Source organism: Embleya sp. NPDC050154 (assembly GCF_044460165.1).
In the GTDB taxonomy this organism is placed as follows: domain Bacteria; phylum Actinomycetota; class Actinomycetes; order Streptomycetales; family Streptomycetaceae; genus Embleya.
The window spans coordinates 387,838-407,972 of sequence record NZ_JBITJP010000002.1 but is presented as its reverse complement, the minus strand read 5'-3'; the positions used below and the strand labels follow the sequence as shown (position 1 = coordinate 407,972).

The window sequence follows — 20,135 nt, the reverse complement described above, 5'->3', positions numbered from 1 at the left end:
TGCGCGCGGCCGGCCCGACCACTGGTCGGGCCGGCCGCGGCGTGCTCAGGCCGGGTGGATCCGGACCGGCATGTCCTTGATGCCGTTGAGGAAGTTGGAGCGCATCCGCCGCGCCGGGCCGAGTGATTCCACCCGCTCGACCCGCTCCGCGAGGGTGCGGAAGATGATCTCCAGTTCGAGCCGGGCCAGGTGCCGGCCGAGGCAGAAGTGCGGGCCGCCGCCCCCGAAGCCGAGCATCGGGTTCGGATCGCGCCCGATGTCCAGGCGATAGGGGTCGGCGAAGACGTCCTCGTCGTGGTTGGCGGAGGCGTAGAAGACCACCACCTTGTCGCCCGCCGCGATCGGCTGCCCGCTCAGTTCGGTGTCCTGTACCGCCGTGCGCTTGAACGCGTTGACCGGGCTGACCCAGCGGACGATCTCGTCGGCGGCGGTGCCGGCCAGGCCGGCCGGGTCGGCGCGCAGCCGCTCCCACTGCTCGGGGTGCTCGATCAGCGCCAGCATGCCACCGGAAATCGCGTTGCGGGTGGTCTCGTTGCCGGCCACGGCGAGCAGCATGAAGAACAGATCGAACTCGAGCGCGGTCAGCTCCTGACCGTCGCGGTCGGGGCACACCAGCTTGGACACGATGTCGTCCACGGGACACGCGCGCCGGGCCGCGCCCAGCGCGTCCGCGTAGCCGAACATCTCCATCTGCACCTGCTCGGCCTCGCCCGCGTCCCGGCGCAGGTCCGGGTCCGCCTCGCCGACCAGCTTGTTCGACCATTCGAACAGTCGATGCCGGTCGACCTGGGGCACACCCATCAGGTCGGCGATCACCACGAGCGGCAGTTCGGCCGCGCACATCGCCACGAAGTCGCCCTCGCCGGTGTCGACGGCGTTCGCCACGATGCGTTCGCAGGCGTCGCGGACCTTGTCCTCCAGGGTCAGCGTGCTGCGCGGGGTGAAGCCCTTGTTGACGATGTTGCGCAGCCGAGAGTGCTCCGGCGGATCCATGTTGAGCATCATCAGTCGCTGGGTGTCGAGCATGTCCCCCTCGGGTTCGCCGAGCAGCGACAGCCGCTCGCGCGACGAGAAGATCTCCGGGTTCCGCGACACCCGGACCACGTCGGCGTGCCGGGTGACGGCCCAGAAGCCGTCCGGCCGTTCGGGATCGGCGTGGCGGTACACGGGCGCGGTGCGGCGCATTCGGGCGAACGTGGCGTGCGGGATGCCCGCCGCGTAGCTGTCGGGGCTGTAGACGTCGAACGCGGTGGCGTTCGGGACGGCGCTGTCGATCTTTTCGGGCACGGGCTGACCTTCCGGCAGTGGTGCTGACGGGCGGCGCGGGCGCGGTCAGAATTCCACGGCTCGGGTGGGTCGGGAAGAGCGATCGGGGCGTTGCCGCGGGAATGTCGCGGCGGGCGCGCTCGCGGGACCGATGGGCCGGGACACCCGGGACGCCTCGGTCACGCCGTCGACCGGGCCTCGACCCGCGGGCGCGGTACCGGACGCGCCGTCGACACGCCGGGCGCGCGGTTACGGAGCGCGACTCACCGTGCGAAAGCGTGACATTTTGCTACTTTATAGACACTTTCTGTTAGTTTTTGTGCCGGTGACAAAGCACACAAATGCCGCAGTCCCACCGGCACTCGTCTCGCGCTGTCCCGAAAACGGTGCGGCCGTTCCGTCCCCTGCGCTCCCGAGCGCGCCCTCCCGAGGAGTCACCCCCATGGCCTTGTCCATCTCCACCGTCGTCCTGCTCGGCGTCATCGTGTTCATCTTCATCCGCAAGGGCGGCATGCGAATCCCGCACGCGATCGTGTGCGCGTTGCTCGGGTTCTATCTCGCCAGTACCTCGATCGCGCCGAGCATCCACAGCAGCGGGAAGAGCGTCGCGAACCTGCTGAGCAACCTGAACTTCTGATCGCGGCGGTCACCGGAAACCGGCTCGGCGGCAGGTCCGCCGGGCCGGTCTTCGCCGTATGAGGCCGGACGAACCGGCGTCGGACCGGACCAGGGTTCGTCCGCCGGACGAGGGCGCGGCGCCGAACGAGGACGTAGTGGAGGCAGGCATGGCGAACCCGGACGCGGTCGAGACGCCGCTGGTGGTCGTGGGCACGGACGGCTCGGAACACGGCGACCGGGCGGTGGCCCGGGCCGCCGAGGCGGCCGCCCGGTGCGGTGCGCGGCTGCGCGTGGTGCACGCGATCCGGGTGCCGATGGCCACCCCCGGCTTCGAGCCGGTGGAACCGAACGAGGCCACCCGCCGGGCGGCCGAGGAACTGGTCAAGGACGCGGCGGCGGCGGCGCTGCGGCGCCATCCGGACCTGGCCGTGGAGGCCGGGGTCGGCTACGGCCTGCCCGGGGACGCGCTGCTCGCGGCGGCCGAGGGCGCGGTTCTGCTGGTCGCGGGATCGCGGGGCCGAGGCGGGTTCGCCGGCCTGCTGCTCGGCTCGGTCTCCCGCTTCCTGACCGCGCGGACGCCGTGCCCGCTGCTGATCGTGCGCGGCGAGCACGGGGCGCCGGCCGGGACCGGTCCGGGCGGGACCGATGTGCTGCTCGGCGTGCAGGGCGACGGTGACGAGCGGGCGGTACGGGCCGCGTTCGAGGCGGCTCGGGCGTGGGGCCTGCCGGTGCACGCGGTGCACGCGTGGAGTTGGCCCGGCTACGCCGGCCTCGCCGGTCCCAGCGACGCGGACATGCGCGCGGTCTCCGAGGTGCACGCGACCGCGCTGGCGGGTGCGCTGGGGCAGTCGCGGGCGCGCTTTCCCGATGTCGAGGTGCGTGCGGATTCGGTCATGGCCGACGCGGCCGGGACGCTGGTGGAGGCCTCGGTGGGCAGTGCGCTGGCGGTGGTCGGGGTCCGGCACCGCCGAGGCCCACTGCGGCACTGGGTCGGCCATGTCGCGGCCACCGCGATCGAACACGCGCACTGCCCGGTTCTGGTGGTGCCGCTGGAGTGAGCAGGCGGGCCGGCGACGTGCGCGATCCGCCGCCCATTCGCCCACCGACCAGCGCGCCCGACCGGCCGGTCGGCCCGCACGCGCGCCGCTTCCCGGTGGCTGCGTTTTCGATCGCCGATTCAATCAGTGATTGAAAATGCCGGCGCTTCGTGGTTTCGTGCCTGCCGTGACAGCGCGATCGCGGGCCCGGCTGCTCGACGAGGCCGAACGGCTCTTTCTCACCCAGGGCTACGACAAGGTCTCCGTCCGGGCGGTGAACGCCGCCGCCGGGATGAATCCGGCCGCCGTGCACTACCACTTCGGCTCCAAACGGGACCTGGTGGTGGCGCTGCTGCAGGAGCGCCTCGGGCCGTTGTGGGCCGAGCCGCTGGCCGAGTTGGACCGCGCCCGCGCGGCCGGGTGGACGCCCACGGTCGGCGAAGTGGTCACCATCATCGTCGAGCCGTTCGACCGGCTGGCCCGCGAGCCGAACGGGCCGATGTTGCTCCAACTGCTCGCCCGCACCGTGCTTTCCGGGACCGAACTGCCCTGGGACGACCCGTGGTTCCGGCACGGACCCTGGCGCGAACTGCTGGCCGCGGCGCGCCCGGACCTGAGCGCCCGGGAGATCACGGACCGCTGGCGGCTCGCCTTCGACCTGTTGCTCCAGCTCTACGGCCAACCCGTGGCGGACGTGTTCGTCGCGCCGCCCGCCGCCGCGGCCGTGGCCGGCTTCGTCACCGCCGGCCTCGACGCCCCGCGCGCCGCCGACCCGTCCACGCCCGGCCCGTCCACGCCCGGTCCGTCCCGGACCGCACGCACAGAACGAGGTGCCCCGTGATACCCGACGTCCTCGCCCCCGCCAAACTCGGCCCGCTCACGCTGCGCAACCGGATCATCAAGGCCGCGACCTTCGAGGGAGCGACTCCGGACGCGCTGGTCACCGACGACCTGATCGAGTACCACCGCCGCCCGGCCGCGGGCGGCATCGGGATGACCACCGTGGCCTACTGCGCGGTCGCCCCCGAGGGCCGCACCGACCGGCACCAGATCTGGATGCGCCCCGAGGCGGTGCCCGGACTGCGCCGGCTCACCGACGCGGTGCACGCCGAGGGCGCGGCGGTCTCGGCCCAGCTCGGCCACGCCGGCCCGGTGGCCAACGCCAAGTCCAACGGCCGACCCGCGCTGTCCGCGGGGCGGATGTTCAACCCGCTCGGCATGCGCGTCACGCGCGCCGCGACCGAGGCCGACATCGACCGGATCACCCGCGCGCACGCCGACGCCGCGCTGATCGCGATCGAGTCCGGCTTCGACGCGGTGGAGATCCACCTCGGCCACAACTATTTCGCCAGCGCCTTCCTCAGCCCCAAGCTCAACCACCGCAAGGACGCCTACGGCGGATCGCTCGCCAACCGGGCCAAGGTCGCGCGCGGTGTGTGCCGGGCGGTGCGGGACGCGGTCGGCGACCGGATCGCGGTGACCGCCAAGCTCAACATGGAGGACGGCGTCCCGGGCGGCATCCAATTGGAGGAGAGCATCCGCACCGCCCGCCTGCTGGAGGAGGACGGCTCGCTGGACGCGCTGGAGCTGACCGCCGGCAGCTCGCTGCTCAACCCGATGTACCTCTTCCGCGGCGACGCCCCGGTGCCCGAGTTCGCCGCGACCTTCCCGCAGCCGCAGCGGCTCGGGGTCAAACTGATCGGCAACAAGATCCTGCGCTCGTACCCGTACGAGGAGGCCTATCTGCTCGCCTCCGCACGGCAGTTCCGAGCCGAGCTGAAGCTGCCGCTGATCCTGCTCGGCGGGATCACCAACCGGGACACGATGGACCTCGCGATGACCGAGGGCTTCGAGTTCGTCGCGATGGGCCGCGCGGTGCTGCGTGAGCCGGACCTGATCAACCGGATCGCGGCCGAACGCGAGACCAGGTCGTTGTGCATCCATTGCAACAAGTGCATGCCGACCATCTACAGCCGCACCCGCTGCGTGGTGATCGAACCGCGGGCGTAGCCGTGCCGACGCCGGACGGACCGGGATGCGGACCCGTCCGGCGTTCGCGGACACCCGCGCGGACACACGTTCGCCGACACCGGGTGCGGCTTGGCTCGGGCTGTGCCGAGTCGCGCCGCACCCGCCCCGCGCTCAGGCCAGGTAGCGGCTGATCGAGTCGATCACGCACGCCGGCTTCGCCGAGTCGGCGATCTCGATGGTGATCCGGATGGTCGCCTGGATGCCGCCGGTGATGTCGGCCACCGCCACGATCTCCGCGCCGCCGCGTACCCGCGAACCCACCGGGACCGGTGCCGGGAAGCGCACCTTGTCCACGCCGTAGTTCACGCCCATCGAGATGTTGCGCACCTCGAGGATCTGCGGCAGGAAGAGGTTGGACAGCGCCAGGGTCAGGTAGCCGTGCGCGATCGGCGCGCCGAACGGGCCCTCCTTCGCCTTCTCCACGTCCACGTGGATCCACTGGTGGTCGCCGGTCGCGTCGGCGAACAGGTTGATCCGCTCCTGGGTGATCTCCAGCCACTCGCTGTGGCCGAGGTGCTTGCCCACCGAGTCCTTGATCTGCTGGAGGTCGGTGAAGACGGTGGCCGCCATATGCGCTCCCGGTCGTTTCTGATGGTCTGTCAGATCAGCTCTCCCGGGTATACCAGACCGGCCCGCCCGGACGCCGCGCGGGACGCTCAGGCGGTCGGGATCCAGGCCACCTGCCGCACGTCGGCGAGCCGGTCGACGGAGATCCCCGCGTTCGAGACGGTCCACAGTTCGGTGCCGACCACCAGCGAGCGACGGATGGTCGAGCCCGGGTGCGTGACCCGACCCACCTCGACGATCCGACTGCCCTCGATCCGCAACACCAGCGCGAACGAGCCGCCGGCCATCGGGGACTTCTCACCCGGCGCGATCTGCGGCCGGGTGGAGGAGCTGTACGAACCGTTCACCGGCACCACGACGGTGCCGTCCTTGGGCCAGTACAGGAACGCGTGCGCGTCCTGCTCGGCCTGCGAGTTCGCCCCCGGTACCGCGACCTGCGCGACCCGGGTCGGATTCGCCAACGTGCTCACGTCGAACAGGGACACCTGGGTGCCCAGCCGCCGGCCGGTGTCGGTGGCGTCCTGGCCGACCCCGATCAGCCGCCCGTCGGCGATCGGATGCAGGTAGGCCGAGTAGCCGTTGATCTTGAGCTCGCCGACCGCCTTGGGGTTGCGCGGGTCGCTCAGGTCGAGGGTGTACAGCGGGTCGGTCTGCCGGAAGGTGACCACGTACGCGATCGGGCCCGCGAAGCGCACGCCCATGATCCGCTCGGTCCGGCCCAGGCCGCCCACCCGGCCGATCGGGTTCAGCCGGTCGCCGCTGCGAGCCAGCACGGTGACCACCGATTCGCTCGCGGAGCGCGGCGCGATCGGCGGCTGCACGTCCAAGGGAGGGTTCGGCCCGGCGTCGGTGGGGTCGCTCGGGGCGATGGCGCCCGGTGTACTGCCCGGGACACCGCGATCCGGAATCGCGCCGCTCGTGCCGGCGTTGCCCCGCGGCAGCGGCAGATCGCTCGGCGCGCTCCGGGGGATCGTCGGGTCGCCGGCCGACAGCGTGGTGGCCACCCGCAGATTGCCCGCGTGTTCGGACATCGCGTACTCGTTGACCATCGAGCCGGAGACCACCCCCGTGCCGACCAGCTTCGGGGTGCCCTTGCCGGAGATGTCGAGCTGGTTGATCGTGGTCGTCGTGGTCGGCGGCCCGCCGCCGACCACCTTCGACTCGCTCGACACGCTTCGTTGGGTGGACGTGGTCGCCAGGTAGAGGTTGGCCTGCGACGCGTACACGTGGTCCACGTCCGCGGCCACCGTCACCGGATCGCCCTTGTCCAGATCGCGGGTCAGGTCGAAGGACAACACGCTCAGCGTCGCGGTGCCGGTGTGCCCGGGATCGCCGGGCTTGGCCTGCGGACGGCTGACCCGGTCGCAGCCGACGAGGTTGCCGGAATCGGTCCGGCCGCCCGCGGCGAGGGTGAACTGCGGCAGCCAGTCCGAGGCGGTCGAGCGCTGGATCAGATCCTTGGCCTTGGCCGGCGACCTGTCCGCGGGCAGCTTCAGCCGCGGTTGCGAACGCACCACGATCCGCGCGGTACTGCCGATCTGCCGCCCGTCGACGTAGCCGCCGTCCACCGAAAGGTCGCCGATCAGCCGCGGCGCCGCGGTCAGGTCCACCAGCACGAAGCGGGCCCGGTTGCCCGGGACGATGGCGGAGGAGCCGCCCGGATCGCCCGGGATCGGCGCCATCTTGCCCGAACCGCCCTTGGACTTGGGCAGGTTCGTGGTGCCGCCCAGGATGAGCAGGGCCCGGTCGCCGGACAGCAGCAGGTCGGTCGCCCGCGCGCCGGGCACGTCCAGTGTCCCGGTGACCCGGTGGGTCGCCACGTCGACGACGTTCAGCCGCCCGCCGGCCACGGTCAACACCCGGCGGCCGTCGGTCTTGACCAGGTCGGGCTCGTCGACGCCCTGCTCCTGGGTGTTGGTGGTCGAGTGCTCGGGCGCGGTCGGCGCCGCCTTGTCGGCGGTGAGGCCCTCCGGCGCCGCTGCCCTGGGCGCGGCGGCCGGTGCCTCCTCGGCGTTCGCCACCGCCCCGGGCGGGATCCGGCCGGACTTCGAGTCGTTGTCGCGCTCCTGGGTCATCCGGCGCAGCGCCGCCGCGCGGAAGTCGTCGACCAAGGCGCCGCACGAGTCGAACGCGGTGAGCCGCATCGGCTCGCCCGACAACACGGGCGTGCGCGCGGGATCCGGCTTCGAACCGCCGGACGACGTGCAACCGCTGACGACGAGTCCCGCCGTCAGCACGAATATCGGCAGGGCCCCGGCCCCGCGCGTGGAACGGTCGTGGATTCGCATGGCGATGTGACGGAGCGGGCATCGGAACGGTTCCCGCGCCCCGCGCCGGGCAGGTTTGCCGACAAGCCGGTCCCGGCTGCGAAGGGAGTGCCTCGATGACGCTGTGGCCCGGACACCCGTTTCCCCTGGGTGCCTCCTACGACGGAACGGGCGTCAACTTCGCCCTGTACAGCGATGTCGCCACCGGCGTCGACCTGTCCTTGATCGACGGCAACGGACACGAGGAACGTGTGCCGCTGCGCGAGGTGGACGGTGGCATCTGGCACGGATACCTGCCGGGCCTGCAACCCGGTCAGCGCTACGGCTACCGCGTCCACGGACCGTGGGAGCCGCGCCGGGGGATCCGCTGCAACCCGGCCAAGCTGCTCCTGGATCCGTACGGCAAGGCGTTCGACGGCGACATCCACTGGGGCCAACCGGTGTTCGGGTACCGGTTCGGCGACCCGGAGCAAATCGACGAGACCGACTCGGCGCCGCACATGATGACCTCGGTCGTGGTCAACCCGTACTTCGACTGGGGCGACGACCACCGGCCCGGGCACGAGTACCACGACACGGTGATCTACGAGGCGCACGTGCGAGGGCTGACGATGCGTCATCCCGACATCCCGGAGGAGATCCGCGGCACCTACGCGGGCATGGCGCACCCGAGGATGATCGACTACTTCCGGTCGCTGGGGGTCACCGCGGTCGAGCTGATGCCCGTGCACCAGTTCGTCAACGACGGGCACCTGGTCTCCCGGGGACTGAGCAACTACTGGGGCTACAACACGATCGGCTTCTTCGCGCCGCACGCCGCCTACTCCTCGACCGGCTCGCTGGGCCAACAGGTGCAGGAGTTCCGCTATCTGGTGAAATGCCTGCATCAGGCCGGTATCGAGGTGATCCTCGACGTGGTCTACAACCACACCGCGGAAGGCAACCACCTGGGCCCGACGCTGGGCTTCCGCGGCATCGACAACAGCGCCTACTACCGGCTGTCCGAACAGGATCCGCGCTACTACTGGGACACCACCGGCACCGGCAACTCGCTGCGCATGTCGCACCCGCACGTACTCCAGATGATCATGGACTCGCTGCGCTACTGGGTCATCGACATGCACGTGGACGGCTTCCGCTTCGACCTCGCGGCGGCGTTGGCCCGACAGTTCTACGAGGTGGACAAGCTCTCCGCGTTCTTCGACCTGGTCCAGCAGGACCCGGTGGTCAGCCGGGTCAAACTGATCGCCGAGCCCTGGGATGTCGGCGACGAGGGCTACCAGGTGGGCAACTTCCCGCCGCTGTGGACCGAATGGAACGGCCGCTACCGCGACACCGTGCGCGACCTGTGGCGGGGCGAGCCCGGCGTGTTGCCGGACTTCGCCGCCCGGCTCACCGGCTCCAGCGACATGTACCGCCACGACGGCCGGCGACCGACCGCGTCGGTCAACTTCGTCACCGCGCACGACGGGTTCACACTGCACGACCTGGTCTCCTACGAGCACAAGCGCAACGAGGCCAACGGTGAGGACGGCCGGGACGGGGAGAACCACAACCGTTCCTGGAACTGCGGCGTCGAGGGCGAGAGCACCGACATCGAGGTCCTCGCGCTGCGGGAGAAGACCAAGCGCAACATCGCCGCGACGCTGCTGTTGTCCCAGGGCGTGCCGATGCTGCTGCACGGCGACGAGATCGCCCGCACCCAGGGCGGCAACAACAACGCCTACTGCCAGGACAACGAGGTCTCCTGGGTCGACTGGGAACGCGGCCGGGAGCACTGGGTGTTCCTGGAATGGGTGCAGATGCTGATCCGGTTGCGCCGCGAGCATCCGGTGTTCCGCCGCCGGCGCTTCCTGCGCGGGCTGCCGGTGGACGGCCAGACGTTGGCCGACATCGTGTGGTTCGCGCCGGGCGGCCGGCCGATGACCGACGCGGACTGGCAGGCCGGGTTCAACAAGGCGATCTCGGTCTTCCTCAACGGCGACGCGATCGGCGAGCCGGGCCCGCGCGGCGAACCCATCCGGGACGACTCGTTCTTCCTGTTGATCAACGCGCACGAGGGTGACCTGCACTTCACCCTGCCGCCGGCCGAGTTCGGCGCGGCGTGGGGGACGGTCCTGGACAGCGCGACGGTGGTGCTCGACCGGGACCGGCCCGCGGCCAAGGCGGGCACCTCCGTACACCTGGAGGCCCGCTCGCTGCGGCTGCTGCGCCGGTTGTTCTGACCGGTCGCGACCGGCCGCGGGGCGCGACGGACTCATCCCTGCGGCTGTTGTCTCGGGGTCGGGCCAAGGGTTATCCCTGATGGACCACGCTTCGTTCACAGCGCATGCTGTATGGAGCCGTGTGCAGAGCGAGAGGAGCCGCGCATGCACCCGAACTCCGGTCCTCATCCACCCCATTGGTACGGCATGCCCGCGCACATGCGGGTCGGCGACGCGGATCGCGAACGAACGATCGAACACCTGAAGTACGCGTACGGCGAAGGCAGGTTGAACGCCGACGAGTTCGAGGAACGGGTGGCCTCGGCGTTGGCGGGGCGCACCCGGGCGGACCTGGAGGCTCTGCTCGACGACCTGTTGATGCCGATGCAGATGCCGATGCCGCCGATGCCTCGGACCAAGACCGGGCCACCACCGCAGTGGTGGCTGAACCGACCACCCGGGCCGCCCGAACGGCCGGGTTCGGAACGGGGCTGGAGTGCCGCCGCGCACTGGAGCGGCTTCTGCGCGCCCGTGGTCGGCCCGTACCTGATCCGCAGGACCGCGGGTGCCCGCTCGGAGTTCGTCCGGGACAACGCCCGGGCGGCGCTGAACTTCCAGTTGACCTGCCTGCTGTCGTTCGTGCTGGCCCCGCTCCTGGCGCTGCTCGGAGATTTCGGCGGCCTGCTGATCGGCGTCATGTACTCGGCCATCGCGGTCTGCGCCATCATCGGCGGCGCGCGGGCCGCGGGCGGCGACGTGATGCGGTACCCGATCAGCCTGCGGGTGGTGAAGTGAGCCGATTCGGGCGGGGCGAGGCGCCCCGGGACGCGCTCTAGGCGCCGGCGGGGTTGGCCCGGCGGGTGGGGCGGCTGCTGCGGCCGAGGCGACTCGGCCGGGTCCAGAGCAGGAGTTCGCCGCCGGGCGGGGAGACCACGCCGCCGCGCGCGGGGTCGCCCGCGAACCACACGTCGCCGCCGTCGCACTTGTGCAGGTGCCACCAGCGGTGCGACATGGACACCACGGTCAGCGCGTACTGCGTGCCGTCGCCGGCCCGATCGCCGATCACCAGCGGCGGTCCCCACGCGCCGTCGCCGTCGGCCGGGTCGCGGAAGCGGCACGAGCAGTTCACCCACGGGTGGCGGGAGAGCGTGCGGCGCATTCGACGGGCCAGTACCAGCGCGCCGATCCCGATCACCAGGGCGGTGAGACCCACCACGAGCGGGACCATGCCCCAGCCGCCCCAGGCCCCGTCACCGTTGTCGTCGGCCGTGGACAGGATCGCGAACCACGCTCCGGTGCTCGCCACACCGATCACCGTCGCCGCGACGGCGCGGAGCCGATAGACCCGCAGTGCCCGGGCCGTCGCGCGCAAGGAGAGGGCTACGTCCTCCCGCCGCTCGCTACCCATGGCAGCACCCTAAGCAGGCGCGGGCGGCAATGGTGAACCGGTGCGTGTCGGGCGCGTCCACCACGTGCGTGGACACGTGCGTGGACCGGGTCCCGGCGCACCGCTGCCGCTACCCGCAGAGGGTAGCGGCAGCGGTGCGCCGATGTGGATTTCGGCACATCGGACGGACTTCGCCGCGTCGGGCGGACTTCAGTACGTCAGGCCGTGTCCGAACGGGAAGACCGGGTCCTTGCCGTCCCGGGGCACGTCCGAGCGCTGGGCCCGCACGTCGGCCATCGAGCGCGGCAACTCGAACGGCAGCCTGCCCTCGGGGCGTACCCGACCGAACAGCGCGTCCAGGAGCGGCGCGTCGGCGCAGCCGTAGTTCGCCACCAGGGCGGCGGACTGCTCGGCGATCTCCGGGATCACCGCCGGGCGCTCCAGGTAGATGTCCACCACGGTGGGCACCGTTGCGCACAGGTCCAGGATCGGGGTCAGCTCGGCCTCGGTGAACTCCAGCGAGCCCGCGTGGAAGAACTGCTCGAAGCCACCCTCGCGCGGTTCGAACGGGGTCTTGATCCGAATGATCGCCACGTCCGCCTCCTCGGGCGTGGCCACCACGGTGGCATAGCCGGACGCCACCTCGGGGTCCAGGCCGTTGATGTACACACGCGTGCCCTCGGCCAGCGGCAGTACCGGCCCGTTCCCCGATACCGGCTTGTTCCCCAGCACCGTGATCGACCTGCTCTGCGCGCGCAGCCCGGCCGCGACACCGGCTTCGGTGCCCACCAGCGCGGCGGTGGCGGCGGGGTCCACGAACGGGTGGTCGAACAGGCCGAGGACGAACTTCTCGCGCAGCAGGCGCCGGACCGACGCGTCCAGCCGCTCCTGGTCGAGCCGGCCCGCCCGGACCAGCGCGACGACCTGCTCGGGGATGTCCTCGCCGCCGAACTGGTCGCAACCGGCCTCGATCACCCGCAACACGCGGTCCGGAATCGACAACTGCTCGACGCCCCAGGCCCGTGCGGGCATGGTCTGGCCCATGATGTTCGCGTCGGAGATCAGGCCCCAGTCGGTGCACACGATGCCGTCGAAGCCCAGCCGTTCGCGCAACAGGCCGGTGATGACGCCCTTGTTGAAGCCGAACGCGACGGCTTCGTGCTCGGTGTCGATCGGCATGCCGTAGTACGGCATCATCTGCGAGGTCCCGGCCGCGAGCGCCTTCTCGAACGGCTCCAGGTGGTAGTCGAAGTTGCCGCCCGGGTAGACCTGCTCGCGCCCGTACGGGAAGTGCGGGTCCTCGCCGTCGAGCTGCGGGCCGCCGCCGGGGAAGTGTTTGGTCATGCAGGCCACGGACTCGGTGTTCAACGTCTCGCCCTGCGCGCCCCGGATGTAGGCGGCGACCAGCCTGCCGGTCAGTTCGGCGTCCTCGCCGAACGTGCCGTTGATCCGCGACCAGCGCGGTTCGGTGGCGAGGTCGATCTGCGGGTGCAGCGCGAGTCGGATGCCCACCGCGAGGTACTCGCGGCGCATGAGGTCGGCGAACTCGCGCACCAGTTCCTCGTCGCTGATCGCGGCCAGGCCGAGCGTCTCGGGGTACTGCGAGAAGCCCTCGGCGTACGCGGCGGTGCCCGGGTTGTCGGTGAAGTGGTGCCGGGGATCGGTGGACAGCGTGACCGGGATGCCCAGCCGGGTCTCCAGCGCCAGCTCCTGGATCCGGTTGTGCCACTGCGCGATGTGCTCGGGCGGGCCACCGCCGAGCAGGTTGAAGTGGTTCATCCCCTTCTCGAGGATCATCTCCCGCACCGTGTGGTTGAACGGCAGGAAGCCCTTGTCGTCCAGCAGCCTGCCCTGGGGGCCCATCACCGCGATGGTCTGGAACATCAGACCGGCCTTCTCCTCGACCGTCATCCGGCCGAGCAGGTCCGCGACCCGCTCCTCGATCGGCAGCGACGCGTCCTCGTAGGGGCAGGTCGCGGCGCGGAAGCGGGTGCGCGCGGTGATCTCGGCCGGGGTGTTCTCGGTCGCGGTGGTCTCGGTCATGGATCCTCCGTCAAAAACCTAGTGGTCAGTAGGTTTTCTAACACGGCACGCCCCGCCGACTCCAGTGATTCGCCCCGGAGGATCCGGATCCGCTTCGTCACACCATGATCGTTTCGGGGGCGTTTCATGATCGTTCGCATCGCCGGCGGGCCCCGCGCGGGGAGCGCGAACCCTCCGTACAATGGGCCGAATGCGCGCCAGGGGGCCCGCGCGTGACCGGGTGACCGGGCGTGGCGGCGCCTCCGACGGTTCGGAGCGGATCGGTCGGCACACCGGGATCCGGCGCATTCACACCACATGGGTACGAGGGGCGGACGCAGGTTGGACACCGTGCGGGGCTTGCTCGACTCGCTGCGAGATTTCCTCGACCACGGCGCGTGGACGAACTGGCCGCTGCCGGTCTCGGTGGCGATCTTCACCGTCGTCTGCGCGCTGGGCGTCGCCGCGCTCGTGCCCAAGTCGCTGTTCGCGCCGGTCGCGGGAGCCCTGTTCGGCGCGATCGGCGGCACGGTGGTCACCCTGGTCGGCGCCACCCTGGGCGCGGTGATCAGCCTGTACCTGGGACGTCGGCTCGGCCGGGAGCGGATCAGTGGCTGGCTGCACAAGCGCGAGGCCCTGGCCGAACTCGACCGCCGACTCTCCCGCAACGGCCTGGTGCCGATCACCATCCTGCGGATGATCCCGGTGATCCCGTCCTCGGTGGTCAGCTACGGCGCGGCGGCGACCGCGATACGCACCGGCCACTTCGTGATCGGGACGGCGCTCGGCATGCTGCCGATGACGCTGGTCCAGTGCGCGGCGGGCGCGTCGGTCCGGCACGGCCTGTCCACGCCCGTCGTGGTCAGCGTGTTCGTCGGCTGCGTCTCGCTCGCCCTAGCCATGATGGCCGTGCGGCGCCGCGGCGGGGAGTCCGCGCGGATGGCTCCGCAGGCGTCGGACGGGGCCGAATAGCGGGGGGCGGGGCTTGCCGACCCCGCGTCGGCGACTCGGTCCCGAGCCTGGCCGGATACCCGGTCGGATGCCGCGTGGGACAGCGGTCCGGCGCCGGGCCGGGTGCCCGGTCCGGCGCCGCGTCGCCGTTCCGACGAGAGTTCGATGGCCCGCCTACGCTGGACGCATGCGGGCCGAGGCGGGGGATCACGAGAAGCGCGGTGAGCGCGAGGAGCGCGAGGAGCGCGAGGAGCGCGGTGAGCGCGAGAAACAGGGGGAGCCGGGGAAGCGGTCGGCGGAGCGGTCGGGAGGGAAACGGGCCCGGATCGTCGGTGTGGACGTCGCCCGCGCGCTCGCCGTCCTGGGCATGTTCGCGTCGCACGTCGGACCCGACCCGTACGACGGCGGTGTGGACACGCTCGTCCAGGGGGCCACCGGTAGGGCCTCCGCGCTGTTCGCGTTCCTGGCCGGAGTCTCGCTGGTGCTGATGTCCGGCCGAACGCCGCTGCGCGGGCTCGGCCGCGACTCCGCGGCCGCGGTCACCCGAGTGCTGATCCGGGCCGTACTGCTGATCCCGCTCGGCATGTGGCTGGCCGACCTGGACACCGGCGTGCTGGTCATCCTGGCCTTCTACGGTCTTTACTTCCTGCTCGCGTGGCCCGCCCTGTGGTTGAGCACCCGCGCGCTCGTGTTCCTCGCCACCGGCTGGGCGGTGTTCGGGCCGATGGTCTCGTACGCGCTGCGCGCGGTCGGCGGCACCGACGGCATCCCGTACGGGGCCCCCGGATTCGACGACTGGCACGGTCCGGGCGACCTGTTCGAGACGCTGTTCCTGACCGGCAGCTATCCGGCGATCACGTGGCTGCCGTTCGTGTTCGCCGGGATGGCGGTCGGCCGGCTGCGACTGGCCGACCGGGGCGTGCAACGCGCGTTCGTCGGGATCGGCACCGGGCTCGCCCTGCTCGGGTACGGCGGATCCTGGCTCGTGGTCGAGCTGTTCACCGGCGACCGGCTCGCGCGGGTCGCGGAGCCGTACGGCGTGTACGAGGTGCTCCACAGCCGGGTCGGCTCGGTCCCGGCGAACGACCCGGCGTGGCTGACCGTCGCCGAGGGCCACACCGGCACACCGTTCGAGATCGTCGGCGCGATCGGCGTCGCCCTCGCCGTGCTCGGCCTCACGCTGCTGGCCTGCCGCGCCTGGATCGGCCGGATCGTGCTCGACCCGCTGATCGCCGTCGGCGCTATGGCGCTCACCGTGTACACCGTCCACCTGATCGTGATCGACCGCTGGTTCCCGCTCACCGGAGGACAGGACTGGCAGCGGCTGATCGGCTTCTTCGTCTGCACGCTGCTGTTGTGCTGGATCTGGCGGCACACGCTGCGCAAGGGCCCGATGGAGGCCGCCCTGCACGTGCTCTCCGCGCTCCCCGCACGGTGGGTGCGAGGAGCGGGGCGGTCGGGACGGCCGGACCCGGCGGGTCGGAGGGGCGGCTCGGACCGGCCGGTCCGGTCGGAGCCGGAGCGCGTCGAAGCCGATCGCGCGGACCGGTCGGATGTGCACCGGTCGGATGCGGACCGGTCAGATCAGTAGGCCCTGGGCCTTGGCGCGGGCGAGCCAGCCCGGGTACTCGTTGGTCATCATCTCGTAGAGCTGACCATCCGGGACGTTCGCCGGATCCTGCACCGAGAAGAAGTCGGCGTTGTCGACGTAGCGCCCGGTCAGGTCGTCCAGCTCCTCCAGGAACGAGAAGCCGCCCGGCCGACCCAGGCCCATGAACTGCCAGAAGATCGGCTCGAAGCTGGAGTGGGTGATCTGCTCGCGGGTCGCCTCGCGCGAGGTGGTCTGGCCGTCGGTGATGAACATGACGTAGACGGGCAGGTCGTTCGCCAACGGCTGGTGACGTGGCCCGCTCGAGCCGAAGTAGTGCTCGCGGACCAGTCGCATCGCGCCGGCGTAGTCGGTCGAGCCCTCCAGACCGGGGTTTTGGCGGATCCGCTCGGCCCAGCCGTGGTACTCGCCCAGCCCGAGTTGGCCGACCGCGTGGCCCCGGGAGCCGAACAGGAACACGTCCACGGCCGCGTTGTCATCGAAGCGCAGGCCGAGCGAGAGCACACGTTCGGCGAGCGCCTGCACCTTGCCGCGCTTGAACAGCGACTGCATCGAATACGAGATGTCCAGGCACAGCGCGACCCGCGCGGTGTGCTCGCCGAGGCCGCGCTTCTCCAGGCTCACCGCGGCCTGCTTGGTCAGGTTGAGGAGCTGCGGGTGGCCCTCGTCGGCGAGCCGCTTCTCCATGTTGACCAGGTTCTGCTTCTTCAGGCTGACCGCGGGGGCCGCGGGCGCCGCGGGTGGGGGCGCAGTCGGCCGGGCGGGAGCCGCTGGAGCCGCGGGAGTCGTGGAGGCCGCGGGCGGGGTGTCGTCGGCGGCGACCTCGATGCCGAAGTCGGTGGCCAGCCCGGTCAGTCCGGACGCGTACCCCTGGCCGACCGCGCGGAACTTCCAGGCGCCGCCCCGCAGGTAGAACTCGCCGAACAGGAAGGCCGTCTCGGTGGACGCCTCGTCGATGTCGAACTCGGCGATCGGACCGCCCTGCGCGGACACCACGTGCAGCGCCAGGCCCGGCACCTGCCCGAACGTGCCGCCATCGGCCGACGCGCCGATCACCACCCGCTCGACGTCCGGCGGCATCGCGGCCAGGTTCACCTGGATCGTGTCGGTGACGATGCCGTCGGCGGCGGGCCGCTTACCCTCGTGCCGGACCGCGCCGGCGGCGTCGGAGGGCTGGTTGTAGAAGACGAAATCCGTCTCCGCGCGCACCTTGCCGGCGGCGTTCAGCAACAGCGCCGACGCGTCCACGTCGGGCGCTCCCGCCGCGCGCCAGGTCAGGACCGCACGGAGCTCGGCGGTCGGTACCGGAGTGTTCCCACCTTTGCTTATCTTCGCCATGGCGCCCATCTTGCCCCCCACGCCCAACGAACGTTCGCCCTCGGGCCGGCCAACCGACACGACCCACATCCCGCGACCACGACGACACGGCCGCACGACCGGCCGACGCCGGCGACACGCGCGCCGACGCCCGCACCCGCGTCCGTGTCCGGAACCGCCCTCGCGGCCGGGTGTGTCCGCGCCTGGGGGTGCGGACCGGTGGGTCAGTCGGCTCGGTTGCTCACCCGTGCGCGTGTTCGCGTTCGTGCTCGGGGGCGGGTGGAGCGCTGGGACGGAATCGGCCTTCGTCGGGTTGCGGTGCCTGTGCCTGGGCTCGCGCCCACGCTGGTCGTGGTCGTGGTCGTGGTCGCGGTCGTGGTTGCGGTCGCGGTCGCGGTTGCGGTCGTGTCGGAGAAGACGCATTCCGGGCCGGGTGCGCCTGCGACGGCCACGAAGCCCGCGTGCCGGGCTTTGTCCGTCCCAGAGATCTTGTCTCGGGATTCGAGGCCGCTCGCGTTCAGGTCGATGCCCATGGCCGCACTCGCTTCCGCGTCCGGGCCTTCGCCCGGGTGCGGGAGAGCCTCCGCGTTCGTGTTCGCGGTGGTGAGGGTGTCGGCCGTGCGGGCCGCGTGGGCGAAGGGGAGGGTGCACAGGGCGGCAGTGAGGGCGATCAGGGCGCCGGTGGCCGGTGCGCCGAACGCGGCGAGTGCGGACAGGCCGACGATCGGGCCGCACGCCGTGCCGAAGGTGTTGGCCGACATCGCCAGGCCGCTCCACCGACCCCGCGCGTCCAGTCCTGCGGCCACGCCCAGGACGTACGTGGTGACCGCCTGGCACGAGGCGTTCCAGCCGAGCAGGCCCACCGCGTACAGCGCGACCCCGCCGGGCGGGGCGAGGGTCAGGGCGAGCGCCGCCAGCCCGCCCGCGCCCACCGCGGTCACCAGCGGGACGGTTCGGGCGCGGCCCCGACCGACCGACGTCGCGATCACGACGCCGACGACGCCGGCCAGCAGGCAGGCCGCGCACAGCGCGCTCACCATCGCGGCGGACAGGCCGACCCGATCGGTGCCGACGCCCGCCGCGGTGGCCCACAGCGCGTTCATGGCCACCGAGCGAACGCCGACGGCGGTGGTCAGCAGCAGCCCGGTACGACGCTGCGGCGCCGGTCCGAGCGCGGCGGCCGGATCGAGCGTGGCCGCGGGCGCCGGAAGATGCCGCACCATCGGCAACGCGCCCAACCCGACCGCCGCCAGCACGCCCACCGTCGCGCCCCGCCCACCGCCGAGCACCGGGACCAGCACATACAACGCGGTCCCGGACAGCGCCACCGCGAGCAGCGCGAGGCCGGACGTGCGGGCCGGGTCGGCCGTACCGGCCATCGCGGCGGTGGCCACGGTCAGCGCCATCCCGCTCCCCGCGCCGCCGACGATCGCGCCCGTGACGGCGAGCCACGTACTGCCGGTGAGTGCCGCGAGCGTGAAGCCGCCGACCATCAGGAGCAGCCCGGCGCGGGCCGGCCGTTCACGCCCAGCCCGCCCGGCGGCCCGGGTGATGCCGGCGCCCGCGAGTGCGGAGGCGAGGAGTACGGCGGTGCCGATCGCGCCGGCGGCGGTGCCGGACAGTCCCAGGCCGGTACGTACGGCGTCGAGGAAGATCGGCAGCAGGTTGGCCATCAGATAGCCGGCCGAGGCCAGTACCGAGATGGCGGCGACGGCCGCGCCGGGCCGGCTCGCGCGGGCACGCGCAGCGTCGGACCGGCTCGCGCGGGCGCGCGCGGGCAGGGTGAATACGGACACGGGTGGAGCTCTTTTCCCGAACGGGCCGGTAGGCAGGCCGAACACCGCGCACGGGCCGGCGGACGGCCGGTGGGCGCGGCGGGGCAGGGGAGCGTGGCCGGCCGCGGGCCCGTCGAGAGGACGAGAGGGCGGTACGACGTGGCTGGACGCTCTGTGTGCGGTGTCCGCGCGGGCGGGCGTACGAGGACGTCGGGCCGCGCGTGGGGGCGACCGGCGGCGATGGCGGCACGGTCGCGGGGCCGCTCGAAGCGGCCGAGGCAGGTGCGGGGCGTTACACGGGCGTCCAGGCGGGAGGCGGGGCGAGGTGGGTCTGCGAGGGCGTGTCGCGAGGACGTGCCCTGGGCCCCGGTGAGGTCGATCCTGAGCGACCCGGCCCGGGTGCGCGAGCCCGTTCGCGGTGACGCGTGGGGTCCGGCGGGATCAGGGTGGCACCCCGTGAGGCGTGATGTCCAGGTTTGCTGGTTTGGAATCTGTAACAGGTGGGTAATGCGCGCGCAGCCGCTCGATACTCGATAGGGGCATCTCGACGGCATCGTGTCGGCACCCCCGAGACGCCGTGTCGACACCCCCGCGACGCAGCGATCACACCCTGGACATCCAGCGGGCGGAGTACGCCACGAAGCGGTCGGATCCGGCTGTTTTGCGGCAGGACTCGATCTCGGTCCCGTCCTGTGTTAGTCTTGAGCCTGTTGCAGTTGTGGTTCGCATCATCTTCTGAGTGCGCCTGTAGAGCTGTTCACTACAGGCGCATTTTGCATTTCGGTAGCTTCCGAAATGAGGGCGAAAAACGCGGCGACGCCCGGATTCACGAAGTGTGGATTCGTTCATCGGCCCACATGTAGGGAGAAAAATATGGCTACCGGAACCGTGAAGTGGTTCAACTCGGAAAAGGGCTTCGGCTTCATCGCGCAGGACGGTGGCGGCGACGACGTCTTCGCCCACTTCTCCGCGATTCAGGGCAACGGCTACCGTGAGCTCGTCGAGGGCGAAGCTGTCGAATTCGACGTCGTGCAGGGCCAGAAGGGCCTCCAGGCGGAGAACATCAACCGCCTCTGATCTTCAC

General features: G+C 71.5%; 16 protein-coding genes. 9 read left to right on the top strand and 7 right to left on the bottom strand.

Going from position 1 to position 20,135, the window contains the following annotated elements:
* Positions 1–45: 45 nt before the first annotated feature.
* The gene (locus ACIBSV_RS05420) at positions 46–1,287 is read right to left on the bottom strand and encodes a cytochrome P450 (RefSeq protein ID WP_395859641.1); all 1,242 of its coding nucleotides are present in this window, start codon (positions 1,285–1,287) and stop codon (positions 46–48) included.
* Between the two features lie 421 nt (positions 1,288–1,708).
* Between ACIBSV_RS05420 and ACIBSV_RS05415 the strand changes: the two genes are divergently transcribed.
* The 4 genes from ACIBSV_RS05415 to ACIBSV_RS05400 all read left to right on the top strand — a co-directional run bounded on the left by ACIBSV_RS05415 (position 1,709) and on the right by ACIBSV_RS05400 (position 4,931).
* Positions 1,709–1,903, top strand: coding sequence for a DUF2304 domain-containing protein (locus tag ACIBSV_RS05415; protein ID WP_126639508.1), 195 nt, complete (start codon positions 1,709–1,711; stop codon positions 1,901–1,903).
* A 148-nt stretch (positions 1,904–2,051) separates the two neighbouring features.
* Positions 2,052–2,942, top strand: a complete 891-nt coding sequence (locus ACIBSV_RS05410; RefSeq protein ID WP_395859640.1) for a universal stress protein — start codon at positions 2,052–2,054, stop codon at positions 2,940–2,942.
* A gap of 166 nt (positions 2,943–3,108) precedes the next feature.
* The gene (locus tag ACIBSV_RS05405) at positions 3,109–3,762 is read left to right on the top strand and encodes a TetR/AcrR family transcriptional regulator (RefSeq protein ID WP_395859639.1); all 654 of its coding nucleotides are present in this window, start codon (positions 3,109–3,111) and stop codon (positions 3,760–3,762) included.
* A complete protein-coding gene (locus tag ACIBSV_RS05400; protein ID WP_395859638.1) occupies positions 3,759–4,931 on the top strand; it encodes an NADH:flavin oxidoreductase in 1,173 nt (390 codons plus the stop codon). The genes ACIBSV_RS05405 and ACIBSV_RS05400 overlap by 4 nt, the downstream gene beginning before the upstream one ends.
* A 132-nt stretch (positions 4,932–5,063) precedes the next feature.
* On the opposite strand, the gene ACIBSV_RS05395 is transcribed toward ACIBSV_RS05400, so the two are convergent.
* Together ACIBSV_RS05395 and ACIBSV_RS05390 are read right to left on the bottom strand one after the other, a co-directional pair.
* Positions 5,064–5,522, bottom strand: a complete 459-nt coding sequence (locus ACIBSV_RS05395; protein WP_395859637.1) for a MaoC family dehydratase — start codon at positions 5,520–5,522, stop codon at positions 5,064–5,066.
* 86 nt (positions 5,523–5,608) lie between these two features.
* Complete coding sequence (locus ACIBSV_RS05390; protein WP_395859636.1) at positions 5,609–7,807, bottom strand: beta-propeller domain-containing protein; 2,199 nt, start codon at positions 7,805–7,807, stop codon at positions 5,609–5,611.
* A 95-nt stretch (positions 7,808–7,902) separates the two neighbouring features.
* On the opposite strand from ACIBSV_RS05390, the gene glgX reads away from it, so the two are divergent.
* Both glgX and ACIBSV_RS05380 read left to right on the top strand, forming a co-directional pair.
* Positions 7,903–10,011, top strand: coding sequence for a glycogen debranching protein GlgX (glgX, locus tag ACIBSV_RS05385; protein ID WP_395859635.1), 2,109 nt, complete (start codon positions 7,903–7,905; stop codon positions 10,009–10,011).
* A 144-nt stretch (positions 10,012–10,155) separates the two neighbouring features.
* Complete coding sequence (locus ACIBSV_RS05380) at positions 10,156–10,785, top strand: DUF1707 and DUF4870 domain-containing protein (RefSeq protein ID WP_395859634.1); 630 nt, start codon at positions 10,156–10,158, stop codon at positions 10,783–10,785.
* 37 nt (positions 10,786–10,822) lie between these two features.
* Here the strand turns inward: ACIBSV_RS05380 and ACIBSV_RS05375 are convergent, their stop codons facing one another.
* Positions 10,823–11,398: a hypothetical protein gene (locus tag ACIBSV_RS05375; RefSeq protein ID WP_395859633.1), complete on the bottom strand. Its 576-nt coding sequence runs from the start codon at positions 11,396–11,398 to the stop codon at positions 10,823–10,825.
* A gap of 189 nt (positions 11,399–11,587) precedes the next feature.
* Positions 11,588–13,420, bottom strand: a complete 1,833-nt coding sequence (locus ACIBSV_RS05370; RefSeq protein ID WP_395859632.1) for a glycoside hydrolase family 3 protein — start codon at positions 13,418–13,420, stop codon at positions 11,588–11,590.
* 297 nt (positions 13,421–13,717) lie between these two features.
* Here ACIBSV_RS05370 and ACIBSV_RS05365 point away from each other — a divergent pair, with 297 nt between their 5' ends.
* Together ACIBSV_RS05365 and ACIBSV_RS05360 are read left to right on the top strand one after the other, a co-directional pair.
* A complete protein-coding gene (locus ACIBSV_RS05365; RefSeq protein WP_395859631.1) occupies positions 13,718–14,371 on the top strand; it encodes a TVP38/TMEM64 family protein in 654 nt (217 codons plus the stop codon).
* A gap of 166 nt (positions 14,372–14,537) precedes the next feature.
* Entirely contained in the window at positions 14,538–15,941 is a 1,404-nt protein-coding gene (locus ACIBSV_RS05360; RefSeq protein WP_395859630.1) for a DUF418 domain-containing protein, read from the top strand.
* On the opposite strand, the gene ACIBSV_RS05355 is transcribed toward ACIBSV_RS05360, so the two are convergent.
* Positions 15,930–17,297, bottom strand: coding sequence for a VWA domain-containing protein (locus tag ACIBSV_RS05355; protein ID WP_395859629.1), 1,368 nt, complete (start codon positions 17,295–17,297; stop codon positions 15,930–15,932). The two genes, ACIBSV_RS05360 and ACIBSV_RS05355, sit on opposite strands and share 12 nt — an antisense overlap.
* 203 nt (positions 17,298–17,500) lie before the next feature.
* Positions 17,501–19,072 carry an MFS transporter gene (locus ACIBSV_RS05350; RefSeq protein ID WP_395859628.1) on the bottom strand — a complete coding sequence of 524 codons (1,572 nt, stop codon included), beginning with the start codon at positions 19,070–19,072 and terminating at the stop codon, positions 17,501–17,503.
* 852 nt (positions 19,073–19,924) lie between these two features.
* Here ACIBSV_RS05350 and ACIBSV_RS05345 point away from each other — a divergent pair.
* Positions 19,925–20,128 (top strand): cold-shock protein, encoded by a 204-nt coding sequence (locus ACIBSV_RS05345; RefSeq protein WP_020555278.1) that lies wholly within the window; start codon positions 19,925–19,927, stop codon positions 20,126–20,128.
* Positions 20,129–20,135 lie beyond the last annotated feature (7 nt).